The sequence below is a fragment of the Terrabacter sp. Ter38 genome (assembly GCF_024519435.1).
Classification (GTDB): Bacteria; Actinomycetota; Actinomycetes; order Actinomycetales; family Dermatophilaceae; genus Terrabacter.
In genome coordinates this window covers 121473-145066 of record NZ_JALJRZ010000003.1, presented here as the reverse complement: position 1 = coordinate 145066, position 23594 = coordinate 121473, and the positions used below count along the sequence as shown (strand labels likewise).

General features: G+C 70.5%; 20 protein-coding genes. 1 reads left to right on the top strand and 19 read right to left on the bottom strand.

Translation table 11 applies throughout. The annotated features are described in order from the left end of the window. Nucleotides 1-21 precede the first annotated feature (21 nt). The 19 genes from NR112_RS08045 to NR112_RS07955 all read right to left on the bottom strand — a co-directional run bounded on the left by NR112_RS08045 (nucleotide 22) and on the right by NR112_RS07955 (nucleotide 22203). Nucleotides 22-1353: a D-arabinono-1,4-lactone oxidase gene (locus NR112_RS08045; protein ID WP_256793475.1), complete on the bottom strand. Its 1332-nt coding sequence runs from the start codon at nucleotides 1351-1353 to the stop codon at nucleotides 22-24. A 4-nt stretch (nucleotides 1354-1357) separates the two neighbouring features. Next, nucleotides 1358-2539 carry an alanine racemase gene (locus tag NR112_RS08040; RefSeq protein WP_256793474.1) on the bottom strand — a complete coding sequence of 394 codons (1182 nt, stop codon included), beginning with the start codon at nucleotides 2537-2539 and terminating at the stop codon, nucleotides 1358-1360. 140 nt (nucleotides 2540-2679) lie between these two features. Beyond that, a complete protein-coding gene (locus tag NR112_RS08035; RefSeq protein ID WP_256793473.1) occupies nucleotides 2680-3696 on the bottom strand; it encodes a polyprenyl synthetase family protein in 1017 nt (338 codons plus the stop codon). Between the two features lie 46 nt (nucleotides 3697-3742). Further along, on the bottom strand, nucleotides 3743-5356 hold the full coding sequence (gene nuoN / locus NR112_RS08030; protein ID WP_256793472.1) for an NADH-quinone oxidoreductase subunit NuoN: 1614 nt from the start codon (nucleotides 5354-5356) through the stop codon (nucleotides 3743-3745). Further along, a complete protein-coding gene (locus tag NR112_RS08025; protein ID WP_256793877.1) occupies nucleotides 5353-6954 on the bottom strand; it encodes an NADH-quinone oxidoreductase subunit M in 1602 nt (533 codons plus the stop codon). The genes nuoN and NR112_RS08025 overlap by 4 nt, the downstream gene beginning before the upstream one ends. An 8-nt stretch (nucleotides 6955-6962) precedes the next feature. Continuing rightward, complete coding sequence (gene nuoL, locus NR112_RS08020) at nucleotides 6963-8948, bottom strand: NADH-quinone oxidoreductase subunit L (protein WP_256793471.1); 1986 nt, start codon at nucleotides 8946-8948, stop codon at nucleotides 6963-6965. 15 nt (nucleotides 8949-8963) lie between these two features. Further along, nucleotides 8964-9263, bottom strand: coding sequence for an NADH-quinone oxidoreductase subunit NuoK (gene nuoK, locus NR112_RS08015; protein ID WP_256793470.1), 300 nt, complete (start codon nucleotides 9261-9263; stop codon nucleotides 8964-8966). After that, complete coding sequence (locus NR112_RS08010) at nucleotides 9260-10048, bottom strand: NADH-quinone oxidoreductase subunit J (protein ID WP_256793469.1); 789 nt, start codon at nucleotides 10046-10048, stop codon at nucleotides 9260-9262. The genes nuoK and NR112_RS08010 overlap by 4 nt, the downstream gene beginning before the upstream one ends. After that, complete coding sequence (gene nuoI, locus NR112_RS08005) at nucleotides 10045-10854, bottom strand: NADH-quinone oxidoreductase subunit NuoI (RefSeq protein WP_256793468.1); 810 nt, start codon at nucleotides 10852-10854, stop codon at nucleotides 10045-10047. The genes NR112_RS08010 and nuoI overlap by 4 nt, the downstream gene beginning before the upstream one ends. Then, a complete protein-coding gene (gene nuoH / locus NR112_RS08000) occupies nucleotides 10847-12268 on the bottom strand; it encodes an NADH-quinone oxidoreductase subunit NuoH (protein WP_256793467.1) in 1422 nt (473 codons plus the stop codon). Before nuoH ends, nuoI begins: the two co-directional genes overlap by 8 nt. Continuing rightward, nucleotides 12265-14706 (bottom strand): NADH-quinone oxidoreductase subunit G, encoded by a 2442-nt coding sequence (locus NR112_RS07995; protein WP_256793466.1) that lies wholly within the window; start codon nucleotides 14704-14706, stop codon nucleotides 12265-12267. The genes nuoH and NR112_RS07995 overlap by 4 nt, the downstream gene beginning before the upstream one ends. Next, on the bottom strand, nucleotides 14703-16034 hold the full coding sequence (nuoF, locus tag NR112_RS07990) for an NADH-quinone oxidoreductase subunit NuoF (RefSeq protein ID WP_256793465.1): 1332 nt from the start codon (nucleotides 16032-16034) through the stop codon (nucleotides 14703-14705). Before nuoF ends, NR112_RS07995 begins: the two co-directional genes overlap by 4 nt. Beyond that, nucleotides 16031-16789, bottom strand: a complete 759-nt coding sequence (gene nuoE / locus NR112_RS07985; protein WP_256793464.1) for an NADH-quinone oxidoreductase subunit NuoE — start codon at nucleotides 16787-16789, stop codon at nucleotides 16031-16033. Before nuoE ends, nuoF begins: the two co-directional genes overlap by 4 nt. Next, nucleotides 16786-18174, bottom strand: coding sequence for an NADH-quinone oxidoreductase subunit D (locus NR112_RS07980; protein ID WP_256793463.1), 1389 nt, complete (start codon nucleotides 18172-18174; stop codon nucleotides 16786-16788). Before NR112_RS07980 ends, nuoE begins: the two co-directional genes overlap by 4 nt. Beyond that, a complete protein-coding gene (locus tag NR112_RS07975; protein WP_256793462.1) occupies nucleotides 18174-18956 on the bottom strand; it encodes an NADH-quinone oxidoreductase subunit C in 783 nt (260 codons plus the stop codon). The genes NR112_RS07980 and NR112_RS07975 overlap by 1 nt, the downstream gene beginning before the upstream one ends. Continuing rightward, nucleotides 18953-19507 (bottom strand): NADH-quinone oxidoreductase subunit B family protein, encoded by a 555-nt coding sequence (locus NR112_RS07970; RefSeq protein ID WP_020145017.1) that lies wholly within the window; start codon nucleotides 19505-19507, stop codon nucleotides 18953-18955. The genes NR112_RS07975 and NR112_RS07970 overlap by 4 nt, the downstream gene beginning before the upstream one ends. A gap of 78 nt (nucleotides 19508-19585) precedes the next feature. Then, nucleotides 19586-19945 (bottom strand): NADH-quinone oxidoreductase subunit A, encoded by a 360-nt coding sequence (locus NR112_RS07965; protein ID WP_020145018.1) that lies wholly within the window; start codon nucleotides 19943-19945, stop codon nucleotides 19586-19588. 127 nt (nucleotides 19946-20072) lie between these two features. Beyond that, nucleotides 20073-21392 carry a geranylgeranyl reductase family protein gene (locus NR112_RS07960; RefSeq protein WP_256793461.1) on the bottom strand — a complete coding sequence of 440 codons (1320 nt, stop codon included), beginning with the start codon at nucleotides 21390-21392 and terminating at the stop codon, nucleotides 20073-20075. Nucleotides 21393-21510: 118 nt separating this feature from the next. Further along, complete coding sequence (locus tag NR112_RS07955; protein ID WP_256793460.1) at nucleotides 21511-22203, bottom strand: demethylmenaquinone methyltransferase; 693 nt, start codon at nucleotides 22201-22203, stop codon at nucleotides 21511-21513. Nucleotides 22204-22297: 94 nt separating this feature from the next. Here NR112_RS07955 and NR112_RS07950 point away from each other — a divergent pair, with 94 nt between their 5' ends. Beyond that, nucleotides 22298-23593: an isochorismate synthase MenF gene (locus NR112_RS07950; RefSeq protein ID WP_256793459.1), complete on the top strand. Its 1296-nt coding sequence runs from the start codon at nucleotides 22298-22300 to the stop codon at nucleotides 23591-23593. Nucleotide 23594: the final 1 nt, after the last annotated feature.

The window sequence follows — 23594 nt, the reverse complement described above, 5'->3', positions numbered from 1 at the left end:
ACTGCGCGGGCGCCACGGCGCTCAGGCGCCGAGGACCCGCTCGAGGTAGGGGTTGCCGAAGCGGCGTTCCGGGTCGACGCGGTCGCGCACCGCGAGGAAGTCGTCGAAGCGCGGGTAGACGCTGCGAAGGTAGTCGGCGTCGCGCGTGTGGAGCTTGCCCCAGTGCGGGCGACCGCCGTGGTTGACGGCGATCGCCTCGAACGCGTCGAAGTAGCCACCCCGCCCCTGCCGGTGGTACTTGTGGATCGCGACGTAGCAGCTCTGGCGCTCGTAGGCCGTCGAGAGCCAGACGTCGTCGGCGGCGGCCACCCGGCACTCGACGGGGAAGGAGATCCGCTCGTCGTGGGTGTCGACCCACTCGCGCAGCTCGAGCAGCACCTCGGAGAGGCTCGCCCGCGGGAAGGCCCACTCCGACTCCATGAAGCGCACCTCGCGCGCCGTGACGAAGACCTGGTGCGAGCGCTCGGTGAACTGGCGCTCGCTCAGCGCGCGGGACGCGATGGCGTTGATGCTCCTCGTCGAGCGTGGCATCCGAGTGGCCAGCCGGTTGGTCAGCTCGAAGAAGCGGTTGCTCAGGAGGTCGTCGTCGAGCTTCTCGCGCCAGGCCGGCAGCGGGCGCCTCGCCGTGCCCTCGGGCACGCGGTTGTTGCGCTTGGTCAGGGCCCGGTCGGTGTGCGGGAACCAGTAGAACTCGAAGTGGTCGTTGGCCTCGGCCGACACCTCGGCGTGGGCCAGCACGTCCGTCAGGGACTCGGGCCGCTCGACTGCATGGAGCAGGAAGGCGGGCACGACGGCGACGGTGATCTCGGTGACGATGCCGAGCGCGCCGAGCCCGAGCCGGGCGGCCTGGAAGAGCTCGGGCTCGCGCGTCGGTGAGCACTCGACGAGCGACCCGTCGGCGAGGACGATGCGCAGCGCCCGGATGCCGGCAGAGAGCCCCGTCAGGCGCAGGCCCGTGCCGTGCGTCCCCGTGCCGGTGGCGCCGGCGAGGCTCTGCCGATCGATGTCGCCGAGGTTGGGCAGCGCGTAGCCGAACGCCTCGAGCTCCTCGTTGAGGACGTGCAGCGGGGTGCCGGCGCGCACGGTTGCCTCGCCGCGCGTCGAGTCGATCGAGGTGACCCCGCTCAGGGCACCGAGGCGCAGCTGCACCCCGTCGGTCACGGCGACGCCGGTGAACGAGTGGCCGGCGCCGATCGCCTTGACCCGCAGTCCCCGGTCGGCGGCTCGCACGACCTCCTCGACGACCTCCGCCTCGCTGCGCGGCGTCGCCACGCGGGCGAGCTTCGAGGACTCGGTGCCGGCCCAGTTGGACCAGTCGATGCTGCGTACGACGCGGCGCTTCACGCCACCCACGCTGTCAGCCAAAACACTGCCCTTCCCCACGATAGGTCGCGGCCCGTCCGACGACCCGGTCGCCTCCGTCGCTGCTGACGAGCGCGAACTCCGTGAAGCGCTCGGCCAGCTCCCCTGCCTTGGCGTGCCGGAACCATATCCGATCACCCAGTGAGAGCCGGTCGGCGCCCGGGCCCTCGAGGGGCGTCTGGACCTCACCGGCCCCCTCCCGCCGGAGCAGGGCGACATCGTGCTCCGGCAGCGGGCTCGGCACCCGGGACCACCCGGGCGGCCCCGACGCGACGTAGCCGCCGCCGTATGCCGTCACCATCCCTGCGCCGGGCCGGCGCACCACCGGGGCGGCGAAGTAGGCGGCCGGACGCAGCGACAGCGCGTCGTAGCCGTCGAAGAGGGTCGGCGCGAAGAGGCCCGACCCCGCAGCGAGCTCGGTGAGCGAGGAGTCGTGGTGCGTGACGTGCAGGCTGCCGGTCCCACCGCCGTTGACGATCTCGAGGTCGGCCAGGGCGCGCGCGGCCGCGACCACCGCGGCCCGGCGGGTGCGCAGCTCGGAGTCGGACACCTTCTTCATCCGGCGAACGACGGGCGAGGAGTCGGGCAGACCGGCGATCTGGGCGTCGTAGAACATGAGGCCCGCGACGACGAGACCCCGCTCCTGGGCCCGGCGGATGACCGACTCGACGTCGCCGGGCGTGCGGGTGGGTGACCGGCGGACACCCATGTGCGCGGGGCCGACCCGGAGCGACGCGTCGACGTCGATCGCGACGCGCAAGCCCTCGTGGCCGGGCACCTCGCGGGCGATGAAGTCGACGTGCTCGACGCTGTCGACCATGACGACGACGGCCCGGGTCAGGGCCGGGTCGTCAGCGAGCTCGGCGAGTGCCGGGACGTCGACGCTCGGGTAGGCGACGAGGAGGTTGTCGTGACCGTCGCGGGCCCACCAGAGCGCCTCGCGCACGGCGTAGCACATGAGCCCCTCGAAGCCGCCGCGCCCGAGGGCCCGCTCGATGAGGGGTCGGCTGCGCAGCGACTTCGTCGCGATGCGGATCGGCACGCCCGCGGCGAGCTCGACGAGGGTGGCGGCGTTGGCGTCGAAGGCGTCGAGGTCGACGACGGCGAGCGGGCCGGGCAGGTCGGCGGTCGCCGCCGAGAGGCGCGCCGCGACGGGCGGCGAGAGGCGGCGATGCATGGTCTGCACCCTACCGAGCGTCACCCCACCTCGTGACCCCCCGAGCTCACTCGAGGGCACTGCAGTCGACGGCCCTGTCCGTCACGGCGCCTCGTGTGACCCGGCGGCCGCTCGACCGGGACGTGCCGGTGAGGCGCGGGTCAGCCGACGCGGTCGACGACGCTCAGGGCAAGGGCCTGCAGGGCTGCCTTCGCGTCGCTGTCGGGCAGCGGGTCGAGCAGCGCCTGCGCCTCGCGGGCGACGGCATACGTCTCGTCTCGCGCCACCGCGAGGGCCGGGTGGGCCCGGAGGAGCCGGAGGGCCTCGGCCAGGGCCGCGTCGTCGGTGAGGTCACCGTCGAGGAGCTCGAGCAGACGCGCGTCCGACGCGTCGGCAGGATCGGCCATGGCCCGCAGACGCAGCACGGCCAGGGTGTCGACCCCCTCACGCAGGTCGGTGCCGGGGATCTTGCCGCTGTCGTCGGCGTCGGACGCGATGTCGATGAGGTCGTCGGCGAGCTGGAAGGCGATGCCGAGCTTCTCGCCGTAGGACCGCATGATCTCGACCGACTCGGGTGAGCCGCCGCTGAACATGACGCCGTAGCGTCCGGCCGTCGCGATGAGCACGCCGGTCTTGTCGGCGAGGACGCCGAGGTAGTAGTCGACCGGGTCCACGCCGTCCGGGCAGGGACGGTCGTCGCGGATCTGCCCGTTGCAGAGGCGCACGAACGTCTGGGCCTGGATGAGGACGGCCTCGGCGCCGAGGCCCGCGACGAGCTCGGACGCCTTGCCGAAGAGCAGGTCGCCCACGAGGATCGCCGTCGAGTTGTCGTAGGCCGCGTTGACCGACGCGACACCGCGTCGCACGCTCGCCTCGTCCATGACGTCGTCGTGGTAGAGCGAGGCGAGGTGGGTCAGCTCGACACCTGCCGCAGCCGCGACGACGTCGTCGTTGATGCCCTGGCCGAGCTCGGCCGCGAGGAGCGTCAGCAGCGGCCGGAACCGCTTGCCGCCCGCTGCCACGAGGTGTCCCGACGCGGCGGCGATGAACGGGTCGTCGTGGTCGACGACCTGCGTGAGCAGGGCGTCGACCCGGGCCAGTCCGTCACTCAGGCGTGCCGACAGGTCCGCGGTGGCCCCGGGGATCCCGAGGACCGGCGGGGTGGCGTGCGTCGTCATCGAGCCCCGTCACCGGACGGACGACCCTGCAGCCGTGGCTGAGCCGTCATCGGACGAACTGCGAGGCACGGTCGGCCAGGTCGAGCAGCGCCGACGGCAGGACGCCGAGGGCGAGCGTGGCCAGGGTGCCGATGGCGATCGAGAACGTCGTCGACACCGACGGGATGGCGACCTCGACCGCGTCGTCGGGAGCGTCGCTGAAGAACATCAGGACGATGACCCGGGCGTAGACGAAGACCGTGATCGCGCTGCACAGGACACCGACGACGGCCAGGACCGTGCCGGTCGCTCCACCGGTGCCGATCGCCGCCGAGAAGACGCCGAACTTCGAGACGAAGCCCGAGGTCAGCGGGATGCCGGCGAAGGCGAGCATGAGGAAGGCGAACGCTCCGGCCACGACCGGGAAGCGCTTGCCGAGCCCGGCCCACTGCGACAGGTGCGTGGCCTCGGCGCCGTTCTGGCGCACGAGCGAGACGATGGCGAAGGCCGCGATCGTCGAGAAGCCGTAGGCGACGATGTAGAAGAGCACCGCGCCGACGCCCTTGCGGTCGAAGGCGAGGACACCGACGAGGATGAAGCCCGCGTGCGCGATCGAGGAGTAGGCGAGCAGGCGCTTCATGTCGGTCTGCGTCACCGACAGCACCGAGCCGACGACCATGGTGAGCAGGGCGACGAGGACGAGCGCGTTGGTCCACTCCCAGCGGCCGGTGTCGAGGCCGACGTAGCCGAGGCGCAGGATCGCGCCGAACGCGGCGGCCTTGGTGCACGCGGCCATGAAGCCGGTGACCGGCGTCGGAGCGCCCTGGTAGACGTCGGGCGTCCACGCGTGGAACGGCACCGCGCCGACCTTGAAGAGGAGACCGACGAAGACGAGGAACGCACCGGGCACCAGCAGGCCGTTCATCGCGAGCGGTCCGGCCGCGATCGCCTTGGACAGGTCACCGAAGTAGACCGAGCCGGCGTAGCCGTAGAGCAGGGCCGTGCCGAAGAGGAAGAAGGCCGAGCTGAAGGCACCGAGCAGGAAGTACTTCAGGGACGCCTCCTGCGAGAGCAGGCGGCGACGACGGGCCAGGCCCGAGAGGATGTAGAGCGGCAGCGAGAGCACCTCGAGGGCGACGAACATGCCGATGAGGTCGTTCGTCGTCGGGAAGAGCATCATGCCGAAGATCGCGAACATCGTCAGCGGGAAGACCTCCGACGTCAGCGCGCCGGCGCGGGCGGCTGCCGTCTCGGTGGCAGAGCCCGGTGTCGAGGCACCGCTCGGGGTGAAGGCGTCGGGACCGACGCCCCCGAAGCGTTCGGCCATCGTCAGGACCCCGAGGACACCCAGGAGCAGGATCGTGGCTTGCATGAACAGGGCGGGTCCGTCGATGGCCAGGGCGAAGAGCTGGCGGTTGGTCGAGCCGTCCGTCAGGCCCATCGTCAGGCCCTGGTGCTTGGCCGCGAGGATGATCGCCGCGGCGGCCGCGAGCAGGCCGGCGACGGCGAGCGTCACCTGGATGGCGTGGCGACGCTCCCGTGAGGCGAACGCCTCGACGAGGACGCCGATGAGCGCCGTGCCGAAGACGATGAGCAACGGCAGGATCGCGAGGTAGTCGACGTTCGACTGCTGGAACGCTGCGGGAAGCGTGGGCAGCGCCAGCGGAGCGACGGCGGTCACTTCGAGCTCCCTTCGGCCACGGTGCCGGCCGGGTTGAGGTTCGGAATGGCTTGCTGGACGTGCGACAGGGTCTTGTCGACGGCCGGGTTGATCACGTTGAGCGCGAGGTTCGGCAGGAAGCCGAGGACGACGAACGCGGCGATCAGCGGCGCGGCGACGAGCTTCTCGCGCGTCGTCAGGTCACGCACGGCGGTGAGGCCGCGACGGCCGGACTCGTCGAGCCGGTCGTGCTCGCGCTCGCCCACGAGGCCCTCGGGCTTCGGGCCGGTCATGACCTTCTTGTACATGAGCAGGATGTAGAGCGCGGCGAGGATGATCCCGGTCGTCGCGATGACGGCGGCCACCGGCTGCGTCGGGAAGCTGCCCACGAGCACGAGGAACTCCGAGACGAAGCTCGACAGACCCGGCAGGGCCAGGCCCGAGAGGCCCGCGACGAGGAAGATGCCCGCGAGGGCCGGCGTGATGCGCTGCCAGCCACCGAAGTCGGGGATGCGCTTGCTCCCCCGACGGCGCACGAGCATGGCCGCGAAGAGGAAGAGCGCGGCCGTCGAGAACCCGTGGTTGACCATGTAGAGCGTGGAGCCCGCGTGGCCGACGTTGGTGAAGGCGAAGATGCCCAGCACGATGAAGCCGAAGTGGCTCACCGACGTGTAGGACACGAGGCGCATCATGTCGGTCTGGCCGATCGCGAGGAGCGCTCCGTAGATGACGGAGAGCACCGCGAGGGCCACGACGACGGGCGTCGCCCACGTGCTCGCCTCCGGGAAGAGCTGGAGGCAGAAGCGGATCATCCCGAACGTGCCGACCTTGTCGAGCACGCCGACGAGCAGCGTCGCCGTCGCCGGCGAGGACTCGGTGGCGGCGTCGGGCAGCCACGTGTGGAACGGCACCATCGGCGCCTTCACCGCGAAGGCGAAGAAGAAGCCGACGAACAGCAGCCGCTCGGTGGTCGGGTCGAGCGAGAGACCGGTGAGGCGCTCGATGAGGAAGCCGTCGGTGCCGCCGGGGCCCTGCAGGTAGAGGGCGATGACGGCGACGAGCATGATGAGCCCGCCGGCGAGCGAGAAGAGGAGGAACTTCATCGCGGCGTACTGCCGGCGCGGCCCGCCGAAGCGGCCGATGAGGAAGTAGACCGGGATGAGCATGGCCTCGAAGAAGACGTAGAAGAGGAACACGTCGGTGGCGGCGAACACCCCGACCATGAACGTCTCGAGCACGAGGATGAGGGCGAAGTACGTCTTGACGCGCTGGCCGCCGCGGGGGCCGGCCTCCTCGGGCACGTCGTGCCAGGCGGCGAGCAGGCAGATCGGGGTCAGCACGAGCGCCATGAGGATGAGCACGAGCGCGATGCCGTCGACGCCGAGCGAGTAGCTGACGCCGAACTGCGGGATCCACGAGTGCTGCTCACCGAGCTGGAACTGGCTGCTCGAGGCACGGTCGAACTGCGTCGCGGCGATGACGCCGACGACGAGCGTGACCAGGGAGAACCCGATCGCCATCCGCTTGGCGTTCTCGGCGCTCCCCGGCACGAAGGCGACGACGAGCGCGCCCACGAGGGGGATGAGGCCGAGGATCGTCAGCCAGGGGACGGTGGACATTGCGGTCATCAGGACATCACCCAAAGAGCACCGAGGATGGCGACGACACCAGCGAGCATCGTCAGGGCATAGGAGCGCGCGAAGCCGTTCTGCAGCTTGCGCAGGCGGGAGCTCGTCCCGCCGACGAGGGCGGCGAGGCCACCGGCCGCACCGTCCACACCCTTGCTGTCGGCGAAGACGAGCGAGCGCGTGAGGTGGATACCGGGTCGCATGAGGAGGGCCTCGTTGACCTGGTCCTGGTAGAGGTCCTTGCGCGCCGCCTGCGTGAGCAGCGAGCCCGCCGGGGCCGTGACCGGCACGTCGTCGCGCCAGTAGCGCAGCCACGCCAACGCCGCACCTGCGGCGACGAGGACGAGCGTCAGGGCCATGAGGACCGGCACCGGGATGACGGGGTGGGCACCCTCGGGCTCGGCGCCGGTGACTGGCTCGAGCCAGGAGGTGAACAGTCCCGTCGGGCCGAGGATCAGACCGAGGAAGGCCGAGCCCACCGCGAGGACGATCATCGGGATCGTCATGAGCTTGCCCGACTCGTGCGGGTGCACGTCGTCCGTCCAGCGCTTCTTGCCGTGGAAGGTCATGAAGAACAGGCGCGACATGTAGAAGGCCGTGATGCCGGCACCGATGAGGGCGGCCAGACCGAAGACCCAGGGGCGCCAGCCCTCGCCGATGAAGGCCGCCTCGATGATCTTGTCCTTGGACCAGAAGCCCGAGAACGGTGGCACGCCGAGGATGGCGAGCCAGCCGACGGCGAAGGTCGCCCACGTGAGCTTCATGGCGCCGGACAGGCCGCCGAAGCGGCGCATGTCGACCTGGTCGTTCATGCCGTGCATGACGGAGCCGGCCCCGAGGAACATCCCGGCCTTGAAGAACCCGTGCATGAGCAGGTGGAAGATCGCGAAGGCGTAGCCGACCGGGCCGAGGCCGGCGGCGAGCATCATGTAGCCGATCTGGCTCATCGTCGAGGCCGCGAGGGCCTTCTTGATGTCGTCCTTGGCGCAACCGACGATCGCACCGAAGAGCAGCGTGATCGCGCCGACGATGACGACGACGAGCTGGGCCGTGGGCGCCGCCTCGAAGATCGGCGCCGAGCGCACGACGAGGTAGACGCCGGCGGTGACCATCGTCGCGGCGTGGATGAGCGCCGAGACCGGCGTCGGGCCGGCCATGGCGTCACCGAGCCAGCTCTGGAGCGGGAACTGCGCCGACTTGCCGCAGGCACCGAGCAGGAGCATCAGGCCGATCGCCGTCATGAAGCCCTGGTTCGCGTTGCTGCCGGCCGCGCCGAGCACCGTCGCGAAGTCGACCGCGCCGAAGTGGAAGAACATCACCATGATCGCGATGGACAGGCCGAGGTCACCGACGCGGTTGGCGACGAACGCCTTGTTGGCCGCAGTCGCGTAGGCCGGGTTGTAGTTCCAGAAGCCGATGAGCAGGTAGCTCGCGAGGCCGACGCCCTCCCAGCCGACGTAGAGCAGCAGGTAGGAGTTGGCGAGGACGAGCAGCAGCATCGCCGCGACGAAGAGGTTGAGGTAGGCGAAGAAGCGCCGCTTGTCGGGGTCGTGCTCCATGTACCCGATCGAGTACACGTGGATGAGCGAGCCGACGAAGGTGATGAGCAGGACGAAGACCATGGACAGCTGATCGACGAGCAGCCCCGCGCTCACCTTGAACGAGCCGGCGGTGATCCAGTCGAAGAGGTCGATGCCGACCGCGCGGTCCTCGGCACCACGGCCGAGCATCGCGAGGAAGACGAGCGCGCCGACGACGAACGCACCCCAGGAGAGGGCGGTCGCGAGCACCGGCCCGAACCTGTCGGTGCGGCGGCCGCCGAGGAGGAGCACGGCGGCACCGAGCAGCGGCAGCGCGACGAGCAGCCACGCGTATGCCGTCACCCCGGTGGCGGCGTGCGCCTCACCTTCGTGCGTGGCGAGGCCCGCGGCATACGTGCTCAGCGTGCTCGACGAGCTCGCGAGCGTCTGGACGAGAGTTCCCATTCTGGGCGGCGCTCCTTACAGCTTCAGCAGGTTGGCGTCGTCGACCGAGGCCGAGCGGCGAGCGCGGAAGATCGCCATGATGATGGCGAGTCCCACGACGACCTCCGCGGCTGCGACGACCATGACAAACAGGGCCATGACCTGCCCGTCGAGGGCGCCGTGCATCCGGGAGAAGGTGACGAGGGCGAGGTTCGTCGCGTTGAGCATGAGCTCGACGCCCATGAAGACGATGATCGCGTTGCGTCGCACCAGGACGGTGGCCGCGCCGATGGCGAAGAGCAGCACCGACAGGTAGACGTAGTGCATCGGGCTCACTTGGACCGACCTTCCTCGATCTCGCGCTCCATGTGGCGCTCGACGTCCTTGAAGCCGTCGGTCGTCGCGACCTGGTCACGGGCCACCAGGACACGCGAGACGGACAGGTCGCTCGGCGTGCCGTCGGGCAGCAGCGCCGGGGTGTCGACCGCGTTGTGGCGGGCGTACACCCCCGGCACGGGCAGGCCGGCGACGTTCTTGTTGTCGCGGACGCGCTTGGCGGCCCACTCGGCCTGCGTGATGCGCGGCGTCAGGCGCTCGCGGTGCGCGAGCACCATGGCGCCGAGGGCGGCGGTGATGAGCAGGGCCGAGGTGACCTCGAAGATCCAGACGTACTGGCCGAAGATCAGCTCGGCGAGGCCGGTCACGTTGCCGGTCTCGGCGTTGGTCGAGACGAGCTTGTCCATCCCGGTCTGCACGGTCTGCTCGTCCATGACGACGCTGCCCAGCGAGAAGACGAGGATGCCGGCGAGGCCGATGACGAGCAGCAGCGAGGCCCAGCGTTGGCCCTTGATCGTCTCGACGATCGAGTCGGACGAGTCGACGCCGACGAGCATGAGGACGAAGAGGAAGAGCATCATCACCGCGCCGGTGTAGACGAAGATCTGCACGATGCCCAGGAAGTCGGCCTTCTGCATGATGTAGAAGATGCCGAGGATGCACATGACGAGGGCCATGCCCAGCGCCGCGTGCACGGCCTTCCTGGCGAAGAGCAGCCCCAGGGCGGCGAGGACCGCGATCGGGGCGAGCACCCAGAAGCCGACGGCTTCGGCGGTGGAGGTCACGGGTTGGCTCCTTCCCTGGTCTCGGGTGCGGTCGGGTGGGTGGAGTGCACGAGGTCGTGCGCCCCGGGCACCGCGGCCCCGACGTTGCCGGGCCCGCCGGCATAGGCGTCGTCCTCGTCGTGCGCCGCGTCGCGGGCGTCGACGTAGGCGCGCTGCGCGGCGGTCGGCTCGCTGACCTTGCCCTGGTAGTAGTCACGCTCCTCGAGCCCGTCGGACATCGGGAAGGGCGGCGGGAGCATGCCGCTCTGGAACGGCGCGAGCAGCTGGTCCTTGGTGAAGATCAGCTTGCCGCGGTCGTTGTCGGCGAGCTCGTAGAAGTTCGTCATCGTCAGGGCGCGCGTCGGGCACGCCTCGATGCACAGGCCGCAGAAGATGCAGCGGAGGTAGTTGATCTGGTAGACGCGGCCGTAGCGCTCGCCCGGGCTGAAGCGGCCCTTGCCACCCTGGTCGAGCGGGGTGTCGTCGTTGTCGGCACCCTCGACGAGGATCGCGTCGGCCGGGCAGGCCCACGCGCACAGCTCGCAGCCGATGCACTTCTCGAGGCCGTCCGGGTAGCGGTTGAGCTGGTGACGACCGTGGAAGCGCGGCGCCGTGGGGCGCGGCTTCTCGGGGTACTCCTCGGTCGCGACCTTGCGGAACATCGTGGAGAACGACACCCCGAAACCGGCCACGGGCGCGAAGAGCTCGGACAGGAAGCCCTTGCTGCGGTCGTCCTGACCGGGTCGCTGGTCACGGGGCGCGCCGACCTCCGACCCCCTGGCGGGGGTCTGGGGCGACACGTCCTTGCCGACGGTGTCGTCAGCCATGGTCCTCCTCCTTGACGGCGGTCGAGGTGCTCGAGGTGCCGGCGGTCGTGAGCACGGGCTCGCGGGATGCCGCCAGCTGGTGGCCCGACCGGGTCGGCTCGTTGAGGCGCTGACCCGGCAGCGGCGGGACGGGGTAGCCGTCCTCGAAGGGGTCGATCTCCTCCGGCGGGGTCACGTCCTCGGCCGCGGCACGGGCGGCACGCTTGTCGTCCCAGATCCACGCTGCGGCGAGAGCGATGACGGCGACGATGCTGACGATGACGACGGTCGCGACGGACAGCTCGCGGCCGGCGAAGGTCAGCTTGCTGTCACCGAGGAAGCCGAGCTGCGCGCCGCGGATGAAGGCGACGGCCACGACCCAGGCCAGGGTGATCGGGATGAGGAACTTCCAGCCGAAGCGCATGAACTGGTCGTAGCGGACACGCGGCAGCGAGCCACGCAGCCAGACGAACAGGAACATGAAGAGCCACAGCTTGGCGGTGAACCACAGCAGGCCCCACCAGCCACCGCCGAACATGTTGTCGTTGATCGCCGAGATGAACGGCGGGGCCTGCCAGCCACCGAGGAAGAGCGTGGTGGCCAGGGCCGAGACGGTGAACATGTTGACGTACTCGCCGAGGAAGAACATCGCGAAACGCATCGAGGAGTACTCGGTGTGGAAGCCACCGGTCAGCTCGCCCTCGCCCTCGGCGAGGTCGAAGGGCAGGCGGTTGGTCTCGCCGACCATGGTGATGACGTAGACGGCGAAGCTGAAGAACGCCGGGAGGATGTACCAGAGCGAGCTCTGCGCCGAGACGATCGACGAGGTCGACATCGACCCGCTGTAGAGGAAGATCGCGACGAGCGAGAGGCCCATGGCGATCTCGTAGCTGATGACCTGGGCGGTCGAGCGCAGGCCACCGAGCAGCGGGTAGGTCGAGCCGGAGCTCCACCCGGCCAGGATGATGCCGTAGACGCCGACCGAGGCGACGGCGAGCACGAGCAGCACGGCGACGGGGACGTCGGTGACCTGCAGCGGCGTCTCGTGGCCGAACATCGAGACGGTGCCGCCGACCGGGATGATCGCGAACGACACGAAGGCCATCGTCGCGGCGATGAGCGGCGCGAGGGTGTAGATGAGCTTCTCGGCGTTGGCCGGCGTGATGTCTTCCTTGAGCATCGACTTCATGCCGTCGGCGAGCGTCTGGAGCAGACCGAAGGGACCGTTGCGGTTCGGGCCGGGGCGCTGCTGCATGCGGCCGATGACGCGGCGCTCGAACCAGATGACGAGCAGCGTCGAGACGAGCAGGTAGACGAAGATGCCGACGGCCTTGATCAGGGCCACCCACCACGGGGTGTCGCTGAAGTCGGCTGTGGGGTTCTCGGACATGGGCAGCGCGGCTGCCACCCCGTATGCGGTCAGGCCGAGGCTCATGCCGCACCACCCTTCGTGACGTGGACGCGGCCACCGGCGTCGGTGCCGAGGCCCGAGCGGATCGAGCAGTCCTTGGCGTTGGTCGGGACCCAGACGACGCCGTCGACCATGCCCTCGGTGACGACCGCGGGCAGCGTGACGCTGCCGGCCGGGCCGGAGACCGTGACGTGGTCGCCCTCGGCGAGCCCCAGCCCGGCGGCCGAGGCCTCGGACAGACGGGCCACGGCGAGCGGCGCGGTGCCGGCGAGGAACGGCTCGCCGTCCTGCATGCGGCCGGCGTCGAGCAGCGTGGCCCAGCTCGAGAGGACGAAGTCGCCGCTGCCGTGGGGGGCGGCCGCGACGCGCTGGCCGTCGGGAGCGCTCGTGGCACGGGCGCCGCCCCACGGGCCGAGGGCTTCGAACTGGGCGTGGATCTCGCGCTGGCTGCGTGTCTCGAGGAAGACGCCCATCTCGCTCGCGAGCATGTCGAGGGCGCGGTGGTCGCTGACCGCGTTGGTCTCGAGGGCCTCCTCGAAGGCGCGGAGGCGGCCCTCCCAGTTGACGTAGGTGCCGGTCTTCTCGGACTGCGAGGCGACCGGCAGCACGACGTCGGCGACGGCCGTGACCGGCGACTCGCGCAGCTCGAGCGAGACGACGAAGGCCTTCTCGAGCGCCGCGGCGGCCGCCGGGTCACCGAGGTCGGACGGGTCGACACCACCGACGACGAGGGCCTCGATCTCGCCGGCCGCAGCGGCCGCGACGATGCCGGCCGTGTCGCGGGCCGGGGTGGCCGGGACCTGGTCGACGTCCCACACGCGGGCGACCTCGGCACGGGCCGCGGCGTCGGAGACCGGGCGTCCACCGGGCAGGAGTGCACCGAGCGCACCGGCCTCGAGCGCACCGCGCTCCCCCGCCCGACGCGGCACCCACGCGAGGCGGGCACCGGTGGCGGCGGCGAGGTCGGCCGCGGCCCGCAGGGCACCGGGCGCGGTGGCGAGGCGCTCACCGACGAGCACGACGCCGTCGGCACCGAGGGCCTCGCGAGCCTTCGCGCCGAGCTCGGTCGAGCCGAGGTCGGTCAGGGCCGAGGCCTCGTGGCCGGGGACGGTCGGCAGCAGGGTGCCGCCCACCTTGGTCAGGCCGCGCGTGGGGTGGGACGCGACGGCATACACCTGCGTCTGGTGCTTGCGGAACGCCTTGCGCAGGCGCAGGAACACGATCGGGCTCTCGTCCTCGGGCTCGAAGCCCACGAGCAGGACGGCCTTCGCGGCCTCGAGGTCGGCATACGTGACGGCGCCGCCATCGGGTCCCGTGGCGGCGACGTGCTCGGCGAGGAAGGCGACCTCCTCGTCCGAGTGCGGTCGCGCCCGGAAGTCGACGTCGTTGGTGCCGAGCACGACGCGCGCGAACTTGCCGTAGGCGTAAGCGTCCTCGGCGGACACGCGTCCACCGACGAGCACGCCGGCCTTCGTGCCGGCGAGACCGGCCGCCGCGGCGGCGAGGGCCTCGGGCCAGCCGACGACCTGCAGCTCGCCGTCGGCGTCACGGACCATGGGCAGCTCGACGCGGTCGGGCAGCGTGGCGTACGTGAACGCCCAGCGGCCCTTGTCGCAGTTCCACTCCTCGTTGACGGCCTGGTCCTCGGCGGCCATGCGGCGCAGCACGACGCCGCGACGGTGGTCGGTGCGGACGGCGCAGCCGCTCGCGCAGTGCTCGCAGACCGACGGCGTCGACACGAGGTCGAACGGGCGGCTGCGGAAGCGGTAGGCCGCGCCGGTCAGCGCGCCCACCGGGCAGATCTGGACGGTGTTGCCCGAGAAGTAGCTCTCGAACGGCTTCTCCTCGTAGATGCCGATCTGCTGGAGCGCACCACGCTCGACGAGCGCGATGAACGGGTCACCGGCGATCTGGTCGGAGAAGCGGGTGCAGCGGGCGCAGAGCACGCAGCGCTCCCGGTCGAGCAGGACCTGCGAGGAGATGTTGACCGGCTTGGGGTAGGTGCGCTTGACGTCGTCGAAGCGCGACACCGGGCGGCCGGCGCTCATCGCCTGGTTCTGCAGGGGGCACTCGCCGCCCTTGTCGCAGACCGGGCAGTCGAGCGGGTGGTTGATGAGGAGCAGCTCCATGACGCCCTGCTGCGCCTTGTCGGCGACCTTGGACGTGGCCTGCGTGCCCACGACCATGCCCTCGGACACCGCCATCGTGCACGAGGCCTGCGGCTTCGGCATGGGTCGGACGTTGCCGTCACGGTCCGGCATCGCGACGTCGACGAGGCACTGGCGGCACGCCCCGACGGGGTCGAGCAGCGGGTGGTCGCAGAAGCGCGGGATCTCGACGCCGATCGTCTCGGCGGCGCGGATGACGAGCGTGCCCTTGGGGACGCTGACGGGCACGCCGTCGATCGTCAGGCTGACGTGGTCGGGCGCCGTGGGCGCCTTCGTCTCCGTCGTGGCGGTCATGCGGACACCATCCCGCTGGACTCCTTGGTCTGGACGTCGAAGAGGACCGACTTCTCGGGCGGGAAGAGCTCGTGGGCCGGCGTGTGCATGCCGGCCTCGAACTCCTCGCGGAAGTACTGCACGGCCGAGGTGATCGGGCTCGTGGCCGCGTCACCGAGGGCGCAGAAGCTGCGGCCGAGGATGTTGTCGCAGATGTCGACGAGCTTGTCGATGTCGTCCTGCGTGCCCTGGCCGTTCTCGATGCGGTTCATGATCTGGCGCAGCCACCACGTGCCCTCGCGGCACGGCGTGCACTTGCCGCAGGACTCGTGGGCGTAGAAGTCGGTCCAGCGCGCGACGGCGCGCACGACCGACACGGTCTCGTCGAAGACCTGCAGGGCACGCGTGCCGAGCATCGAGCCGGCGGCGGCGACCGAGTCGAAGTCGAGGGGCACGTCGAGGTGCTGGTCGGTGAAGATCGGCGTCGAGCTGCCGCCCGGCGTCCAGAACTTCAGCTTCTTGCCGCCGCGCATGCCGCCGGCGAGGTCGATGAGCTCGCGCATCGTGATGCCGAGCGGCGCCTCGAACTGGCCGGGGTTGGCGACGTGGCCCGAGAGGCTGAAGATGCCGAAGCCCGTGGACTTCTCGGTGCCCATGCCCTTGAACCAGTCGGAGCCCTCGAGGATGATCCCGGGCACCGAGGCGATGGACTCGACGTTGTTGACCGACGTCGGGCGGGCGTAGAGCCCCGCAGCACCGGGGAACGGCGGCTTGAGGCGCGGCTGTCCGCGTCGGCCCTCGAGCGAGTCGAGCAGGGCCGTCTCCTCGCCGCAGATGTAGGCACCGGCGCCGGCGTGCACGGTGATGTCGACCTTGACGCCCTTGCCCCCGACGTCGTCGCCGAGGTAGCCCGCGGCACGGGCCTCCTCGACGGCGCGCAGCAGGCGGCGGTAGACGTGGACGACCTCACCGCGGAGGTAGATGAACGCGTGCTCGCAGCCGATGGCGTACGAGGAGATGGCCACTCCCTCGATGAGCGCGTGCGGGTTGGCCATCATGAGCGGCACGTCCTTGCACGTGCCCGGCTCGGACTCGTCCGCGTTGACGACGAGGTAGCGCGGGCCGCCGTCGGGCGGGGCCATGAACGACCACTTCATGCCGGTCGGGAATCCGGCGCCACCACGGCCACGGATGCTGGAGTCCTTGACGGCGTCGATGATCGCCTGCGGCTCCATGTCGAGCGCCTTGGTGAGGGCCTTGTAGCCGTCGTGGCGCTCGTAGGTCGCGAGGGTCCAGGACTGCGGGTCGTCCCAGAACTTCGTGAGGATCGGGGTCAGGGTGTCGGTCACTTCGATCCGTCCTTCCCGTCGGCCTGCGACGAGTGCGAGCCGTTGCGGTCGGCGCCGGGGGCGACCCAACCGCGGTCGTTGGCGATCTTGAGACCGAGAAGGGACGCGGGGCCGGCGCCCACGCCCTCGTCGGCGCGGCCGTCCTCGAAGCCCGCGAGCACCCGCGAGACCTCCTTGAACGTGCAGACCTGGGCGGCGCCACGCGTCGGCGCGACGTCCTTGCCGGCGCGGAGGTCCTCGACGAGGCCGATCGTGCTCTCCGGCGTCTGGTTGTCGAAGAACTCCCAGTTGGCCATGACGACCGGCGCGTAGTCGCACGCGGCGTTGCACTCGACGCGCTCGAGGGTGATCCTGCCGTCCTCGGTCGTCTCGTCGTGGCCGATGCCGAGGTGCTCCGAGAGCCGGTCGAAGATGAGGTCGCCGCCCATGACCGCGCACAGGGTGTTGGTGCAGACGCCGACGGTGTAGTCACCGTTGGGGTGGCGCTTGTACTGCGTGTAGAAGGTGGCGACACCGCTCACCTCGGCCTCGGTGAGGTCGAGCACCTCCGCGCAGAAGGTCACGCCGCGGCCCGTGACGTAGCCGTCGACCGACTGCACGAGGTGCAGCAGCGGCAGCAGCGCCGAGCGCTTCTGCGGGTAGCGCGAGATGACCTCTGCAGCGTCGACGTGCAGCTTCTCGAGCACGTCGGCGGCATACGGCGCCTTGGACTCGGGGCTGACGTGCAGGTGGCCTGAAGCGTCGTGACCGCTCAACGGTCCACACCTCCCATGACGGGGTCGATCGAGGCCACGGCGACGATGACGTCGGCGATCTGGCTGCCTTCGCACATCGCGGCCACGGCCTGCAGGTTGTTGAAGCTCGGGTCGCGGAAGTGCGCGCGGTACGGGCGCGTGCCGCCGTCGGAGACGACGTGGCAGCCGAGCTCGCCCTTCGGCGACTCGATGGCGACGTACGCCTGGCCCGCCGGCACCCGGAAGCCCTCGGTGACGAGCTTGAAGTGGTGGATCAGGGACTCCATCGAGGTGCCCATGATCTCGCGGATGTGGTCGAGGCTGTTGCCGAGGCCGTCGCTGCCCAGCGCGAGCTGTGCGGGCCACGCGATCTTCTTGTCGGCCACCATGACCGGGCCCTCGTTCGCCTGGAGGCGGTCGGTCGCCTGCTCAATGATCTTCAGCGACTCGTACATCTCGTCGATGCGGATCCGCAGGCGGCCGTAGGCGTCCTGGCTCGTGCGGGTCTTGATCTCGAAGTCGTAGGTCTCGTAGCCGCAGTACGGGTCGAGCTTGCGCAGGTCGTGCGGCAGGCCGGTCGAGCGGAGCACCGGGCCGGTGATGCCGAGCGCCATGCAGCCGGCGAGGTTGAGCACGCCGACGTCGACGGTGCGGCCCTTGAGGATGGGGTTCTCGTTGAGCAGCGCCTCGAGCTCGCCGAGACCGCGGCGCACCTCGGGCACCATCTCGCGCAACGCGTCGATGCAGCCGGGCGGCAGGTCCTGCGCGACACCGCCGGGACGGATGTAGGCGTTGTTCATCCGCAGGCCGGTCACCATCTCGATGACGCGGAGCAGGCGCTCGCGCTCCCGGAAGGCGACGGTCATGACCGTCGTCGCGCCCATCTCCATGCCACCGGTGCCGAGGCAGATGAGGTGGCTGCTGATGCGCGTCATCTCCATCATGAGCACGCGGATGACGTTGGCCCGCTCGGGGATCTGGTCGGTGATGCCGAGCAGCTTCTCGATGGCGAGGCAGTAGGCCGCCTCCTGGAACATGGGCGTGAGGTAGTCCATGCGCGTGCAGAACGTGACGCCCTGCACCCAGGTGCGGTACTCCATGTTCTTCTCGATGCCGGTGTGGAGGTAGCCGATGCCCGCGCGGGCCTCGGTCACCGTCTCGCCGTCGATCTCGAGGATGAGGCGGAGCACGCCGTGCGTCGACGGGTGCTGCGGCCCCATGTTGACGACGATGCGCTCCTCGCCGAGCGAGGTGGCCTCGTCGACGAGGTCGTTCCAGTCGCCGCCGGCGGCGTTGAAGACGTGGGCGCCCTCGCTGGCCTGCTCGTCGGCCACGGACGTGGCGTAGACGTCGTTGGCGCCGGGCTCCGGCACCTCGGTCTGGGTGAACTCGGTGTGCGTGCTCATCAGTTGTACGACCTCCGCTGGTCCGGCGGCGGGATGGTGGCGCCCTTGTACTCGACGGGGATGCCGCCGAGGGGGTAGTCCTTCCGCTGCGGGTGGCCCGGCCAGTCGTCGGGCATGAGGATTCGGGTGAGGGCCGGGTGGCCGTCGAACTCGATGCCGAACATGTCCCACGTCTCGCGCTCGTGCCAGTCGTTGGCCGGGTAGACGGAGACGATCGACGGGATGTGGCGGTCGTCGTCGGGGCACGAGACCTCGACGCGGACCCGCCGGCCGCCGTGGGTGATCGACAGGAAGTGGTAGACCGCGTGCAGCTCCTCGCCGGTGCGGTCGGGGTAGTGCACGCCGGAGACGCCGGTGACGATCTCGAAGCGCAGCGACGCGTCGTCGCGCAGGACGCGGGCGACGGCCATCAGGTGCTCGCGGCGGACGTGGATCGTCATCTCGCCCCGGTCGACGACGACACGGTCGACGGCCTCGGCGTAGGAGGCCGTGCCGCCGACGAGGCCGCGCTCGAGGTTGTCGGCGATCTCGTCGAAGTAGCCGCCGTAGGGGCGCTCCGAGGCGCCGGCGACGAGGATCGGGCGGACGAGGCCGGAGTACCCGGTCGTGTCGGCGCCCTGGGTCGCCCCGAACATGCCGTGGCGCACGCCGACGACCTCGGGCTCGGTCGCGCCGCCGGTCTGGGCGAGCTCGAGCTCGTGCGGCGTCAGGCCGGAGGCCTGGTCCTTCGTCGTGTCGGCGATCACGGCGTTCGCGTCGTCCTTCTTCTCGCCGTCGCTCATGCCAGCAGGCCCTTCATCTGGTGCGTCGGCGTGGCGGAGAGGGCAGCGGCCTCGGCGGCCTTGGCCGCCTCCTCGCGGTTGACGCCGAGCGGCGAGGTCTCGATCTGGTGGTGCAGCTCGATGATCGCGTTGAGCAGCATCTGCGGGCGGGGCGGGCAGCCGGGCAGGTAGATGTCGACCGGGATGATGTGGTCGACACCCTGGACGATGGCGTAGTTGTTGAACATGCCCCCGGAGCTGGCGCACACACCCATGGAGATGACCCACTTGGGGTTGGGCATCTGGTCGTAGACCTGACGCACGACAGGGGCCATCTTCTGGCTGACGCGGCCGGCGACGATCATGAGGTCGGCCTGGCGCGGGGTCGCCGAGAAGCGCTCCATGCCGAACCGGGCGATGTCGTAGTCGGGCGTGCCCACGGCCATCATCTCGATGGCGCAGCACGCGAGGCCGAACGTGGCCGGCCAGATCGAGGCCTTGCGCATGTAGCCGGCGAGACCCTCGACGGTCGAGAGCAGGAACCCGGCTGGGAGCTTCTCTTCGAGACCCATTGCTTACTCCTTAACCTTTCCTGACGAACCCGGTGGACGCGTGCCCGCTGCTGCGGGTGCTCACGTGGTCACCTGGCGTCAGTCCCACTCGAGGCCGCCGCGACGCCAGACGTAGGCGTACGCGACGAACACCGTGAGGATGAACAGGACCATCTCGACCAGCGCGAAGAGGCCGAGCTTGTTGAAGGCCACCGCGAACGGATAGAGGAAGACGGACTCGATGTCGAAGATGATGAAGAGCATCGCCGTCAGGTAGTACTTGATCGGCACGCGGCCACCGCCGGCGGCCTGCGGCGTCGGCTGGATGCCGCACTCGTACGCCTCGAGCTTGGCGCGGTTGTAGCGCTTGGGCCCGACGACGAGCGAGGTGAAGACCGACAGCGCGGCGAACGCGAAGCCGAGCCCCAGCATGAACAGGATCGGGACGTAGGAGTTCATCCGAGGTCACGTGCCTTTCGGTCGTGCTTGACGTGCGAAGCGGGGGCGCAGGTGCGCGGCGCACCCATCCTAGGGGCGTCCCCATCGATTGTGCTCGGCGTCACAATGGCGCCGACGGGCGGGTGGCTCATGCGCTCGGAGCCAGCCGCGAGAGGGTGGTGATGAGGCGGTCGCTCGCGCCCTTGCTCGTGGGGTCGGCGAGGTTGGCCATGATCTTGAGCAGGAGCGGCATGAGCTTCCTGCGGGGCAGGCCGTACTTCGTCGCGAGCCGCATGACCTCGGGGTTGCCGATGGCGTGGGCGAACCAGCGACCGAGCGTGAAGTAGCCGCCCAGCTCGTCCTTCATGACCTTGGGGTATGCCGCGAGCACGCGTTCGCGCGCCGCGTCGCTCGGGCGCGCCATCGCCTGGGCGACGAGCTCGGCGCCGAGGCGCGCGGCCTCGAGGGCGTAGTCGATGCCCTCGCCGTTGAAGGGGTTGACCATGCCGCCGGAGTCGCCGACGAGGAGCAGGCCGTCGGCGTAGAGCGGGGTGCGGTTGAAGCCCATCGGCAGCGCGGCGCCGCGGATCGGACCGGCCGACTCGTCGTGCTCGAGCTGCCATTCGGGGAAGATGTCCTCGACCCAGCGACGCATGACGTCCTTGTAGTCGGTCTTCTGGAAGGCCGACGTCGTGTCGAGCGTGCCGAGGCCGACGTTGGTGCGGCCGTCCTCGAGCGGGAAGAGCCAGCCGTAGCCCGGCATGAGGATGCGGTTGCCGTCGTCGTCGCGGCTCCACAGCTCGAGGTGGCTCTCGAGGTAGTCGTCGCGCTTCGGCGTCGTGTAGTAGGCGCGGACGGCGACGCCCATGACGCGGTCCTCGCGCTTGGGTCGGCCGACGGCGGTGGCGAGGCGGCTCGAGACCCCGTCGCTCGCGACGACGACGGGCGCGCGGTAGGAGACGGTCTCGCCCGTCGCGCGGCCGGCGTCGTCGAGGCGCTTGGCCGTGACGCCGGTGACGCGGCCCGAGGCGTCGCGGACCGGGGTGGTGACGCTCGTGCGCTCGTGGAGCCGCGCGCCCCTCGCCTCGGCGTGGCGGGCCAGGGTCTCGTCGAGCTGGGCGCGGGTGCGGACCATGCCGTAGCCCGGGAAGGCGTCGGACTCGGGCCAGTCGAGCTGAAGCGTGTGGCCGCCGCCCTTGATGCGCAGACCCTTGGTGCGCTGCCACCCGCTCGTGTCGACGCCGAGGGAGATGAGCTCCTTGGTCGCGCGGGGGGTCAGGCCGTCGCCGCAGATCTTGTCGCGCGGGAAGGCCGACTTCTCGAGGAGGACGACGTCGAGACCGTGGTCGGCGAGGTAGGCCGCCGTCGCACTGCCGCCCGGACCGGCGCCGACGACGATGACGTCGGCCCGCTCGACGGGTGCGGCACCAGACCCCGAGGGGCTGGGCGCGACGCTCGAACTGGTCATGTCTCCCTGCACGCTTCCGAACCGCTTGTGAAGATCTTCACGAACTAACTTCGGGAGTCTATTCCCGCGATTTCGCGCTTGTCAGATAAGGCATGCCTAACTCTCGACAAGCGAGCGGTCAGCGCTTGGTGCCGTGGTGCAGCGCGACGACGCCGCCCGTCAGGTTGGTCCAGCCGACCTGCTGCCAGCCGGCCGCCTCGACGACGCGGGCGAGCTCGCCCTGCGGCGGCCATGCGCGGATCGACTCGGCGAGGTAGACGTAGGAGTCGGGGTTGCTCGACGTGCGGCGGGCGACCGGCGGGAGCGCGCGCATGAGGTAGTTCGAGTAGACGGTGCGGAAGACCTTGTTGACCGGCTGGCTGAACTCGCAGACGAGGAGTCGGCCGCCCGGCTTGGTGACGCGGAGGAACTCGCGCAGGGCCGTCTCGGCATCGGCGACGTTGCGCAGCCCGAAGCTCATCGTCACGACGTCGAAGCTCTCGTCGGCGAACGGCAGGCTCATCGCGTCGGCGGCCGTGAAGGCCATGTCGGGGCGACGCCGGCGGCCGACCCGCAGCATGCCGAGCGAGAAGTCGGCCGGGACGACCTCGATCTCCTCGTCGGCCCACGGCTCGCTCGACGTGCCCGTGCCCGCCGCGATGTCGAGGATCCGCTCCCCCGGCTTGGCGTCGACGGCCTTGACGACGGCCCGGCGCCACAGCCGGTCCTGCCCGAGCGAGAGCACGTCGTTGGTCACGTCGTACTTCTCGGCGACGGTGTCGAACATCGACGCGACGTCGACCGGCTTCTTGTCCAGCTGCGCACGGGTCATGCGCTCATCCTCGCACCCGCGGCGGGTGTGGGTCGGGTCGCACCGGCGACCACGCGAGCAGGGTGGCGCGCGTTCGGCCGTAGAGTTGCCACCGATGTCCACGCTTCCCGCCCCCGAAGCGCCGTCCCCCGCCGCGGGACCGACGGTCGTCGTCCGCACGGTGCCCCTCGACGCCGCGGACCCCCTGCTCTCCTACCTCCCCGCCGACCTCCCGCACGACGAGCTGCTCTCGTGGGTGCGCCGAGGCGAGGGCCTCGTCGGCTGGGGCTCGGCTCTGACGTTCGAGGCCGACGGCGACGACCGCTTCCACGAGGCCGAGGCCTGGTGGCGCGAGGTCAGCCGGCACGCCGTCGTGCGCGACGAGGTCGGCCGGCCGGGCACCGGTCTCGTGTGCTTCGGCTCGTTCCCCTTCGCGTCCGACTCCGCCGAGGCGGCCCGGCTCGTCGTCCCGTCGACCATCGTCGGCCGTCGCGACGGGCAGACCTGGCTCACGACGGTCTCCCTCGAGCCGCAGCTGACGCTGCTCGAGAAGCTTTCTCTGGCCAGCGATCCCGAGCCTCCTCGTGACGTCGCGTTCGCCGACGGACAGGTGTCGCCCGCCGACTACGCCCATGCGGTCGCCGTGGCCGTGCAACGCATCGGGGCGGGTGAGGTCGACAAGGTCGTCCTCGCCCGCGACCTCGTCGCGACGGCCTCCGGGCCCATCGACCCGCGGTGGCTGCTGCGTCGCCTCGCCGAACGCTACGAGAACACGTGGGTCTTCTCGGTGGCCGGACTCGTCGGGGCCACCCCCGAGCTGCTCGTGCGCCGCGACCAGGGACTCATCACCTCACGGGTGCTGGCCGGCACGATCCGCCGCACCGGCGACGACGCCAAGGACCTCGCCCTCGCGGCCTCGCTGGCCCGCTCGTCGAAGGACCTCGAGGAGCACGAGTACGCCGTGCGCTCCGTCGCCGAGGCCCTCGCTCCGCACTGCTCGTCGATGAACGTGCCCGAGGCGCCGTTCGTGCTGCACCTGCCCAACGTCATGCACCTCGCGACCGACGTCGCCGCCGTGAGCGCCGACGAGGCGTCGGCCCTGACGCTCGCCGCGTCGCTGCACCCGTCGGCTGCCGTCGGTGGGACCCCCACGGCACGTGCGGTCGAGCTGATCGGCGAGCTCGAGCACATGGACCGGGGGCGCTACGCGGGTCCGGTCGGCTGGATGGACGCGAGCGGCGACGGCGCGTGGGGCATCGCCCTCCGCAGCGGCGTCATCGATCCCGCCAACCCGTCGCAGATCACGCTGTATGCCGGGTGCGGCATCGTCGCGGGGTCCGATCCCGAGTCCGAGGTGGCCGAGTCCAACGCCAAGCTCATCCCGATGCGCGACGCGCTCGCGAGCGACTGAC

Excerpts from the sequence above, each read along its gene's own strand:
- NR112_RS07950 (WP_256793459.1), top strand. The coding sequence starts at position 22,298 with ATGTCCACGCTTCCCGCCCCCGAAGCGCCGTCCCCCGCCGCGGGACCG.
- NR112_RS07960 (WP_256793461.1), bottom strand. The coding sequence starts at position 21,392 with ATGACCAGTTCGAGCGTCGCGCCCAGCCCCTCGGGGTCTGGTGCCGCA.
- nuoI (WP_256793468.1), bottom strand. The coding sequence starts at position 10,854 with ATGGCTGACGACACCGTCGGCAAGGACGTGTCGCCCCAGACCCCCGCC.
- NR112_RS07970 (WP_020145017.1), bottom strand. The coding sequence starts at position 19,507 with ATGGGTCTCGAAGAGAAGCTCCCAGCCGGGTTCCTGCTCTCGACCGTC.
- NR112_RS07955 (WP_256793460.1), bottom strand. The coding sequence starts at position 22,203 with ATGACCCGTGCGCAGCTGGACAAGAAGCCGGTCGACGTCGCGTCGATG.
- NR112_RS07965 (WP_020145018.1), bottom strand. The coding sequence starts at position 19,945 with ATGAACTCCTACGTCCCGATCCTGTTCATGCTGGGGCTCGGCTTCGCG.
- NR112_RS08025 (WP_256793877.1), bottom strand. The coding sequence starts at position 6,954 with ATGTCCACCGTCCCCTGGCTGACGATCCTCGGCCTCATCCCCCTCGTG.
- nuoH (WP_256793467.1), bottom strand. The coding sequence starts at position 12,268 with ATGAGCCTCGGCCTGACCGCATACGGGGTGGCAGCCGCGCTGCCCATG.
- NR112_RS07975 (WP_256793462.1), bottom strand. The coding sequence starts at position 18,956 with ATGAGCGACGGCGAGAAGAAGGACGACGCGAACGCCGTGATCGCCGAC.
- NR112_RS07980 (WP_256793463.1), bottom strand. The coding sequence starts at position 18,174 with ATGAGCACGCACACCGAGTTCACCCAGACCGAGGTGCCGGAGCCCGGC.
- nuoL (WP_256793471.1), bottom strand. The coding sequence starts at position 8,948 with ATGGGAACTCTCGTCCAGACGCTCGCGAGCTCGTCGAGCACGCTGAGC.
- NR112_RS08035 (WP_256793473.1), bottom strand. The coding sequence starts at position 3,696 with ATGACGACGCACGCCACCCCGCCGGTCCTCGGGATCCCCGGGGCCACC.
- NR112_RS08040 (WP_256793474.1), bottom strand. The coding sequence starts at position 2,539 with ATGCATCGCCGCCTCTCGCCGCCCGTCGCGGCGCGCCTCTCGGCGGCG.
- NR112_RS07995 (WP_256793466.1), bottom strand. The coding sequence starts at position 14,706 with ATGACCGCCACGACGGAGACGAAGGCGCCCACGGCGCCCGACCACGTC.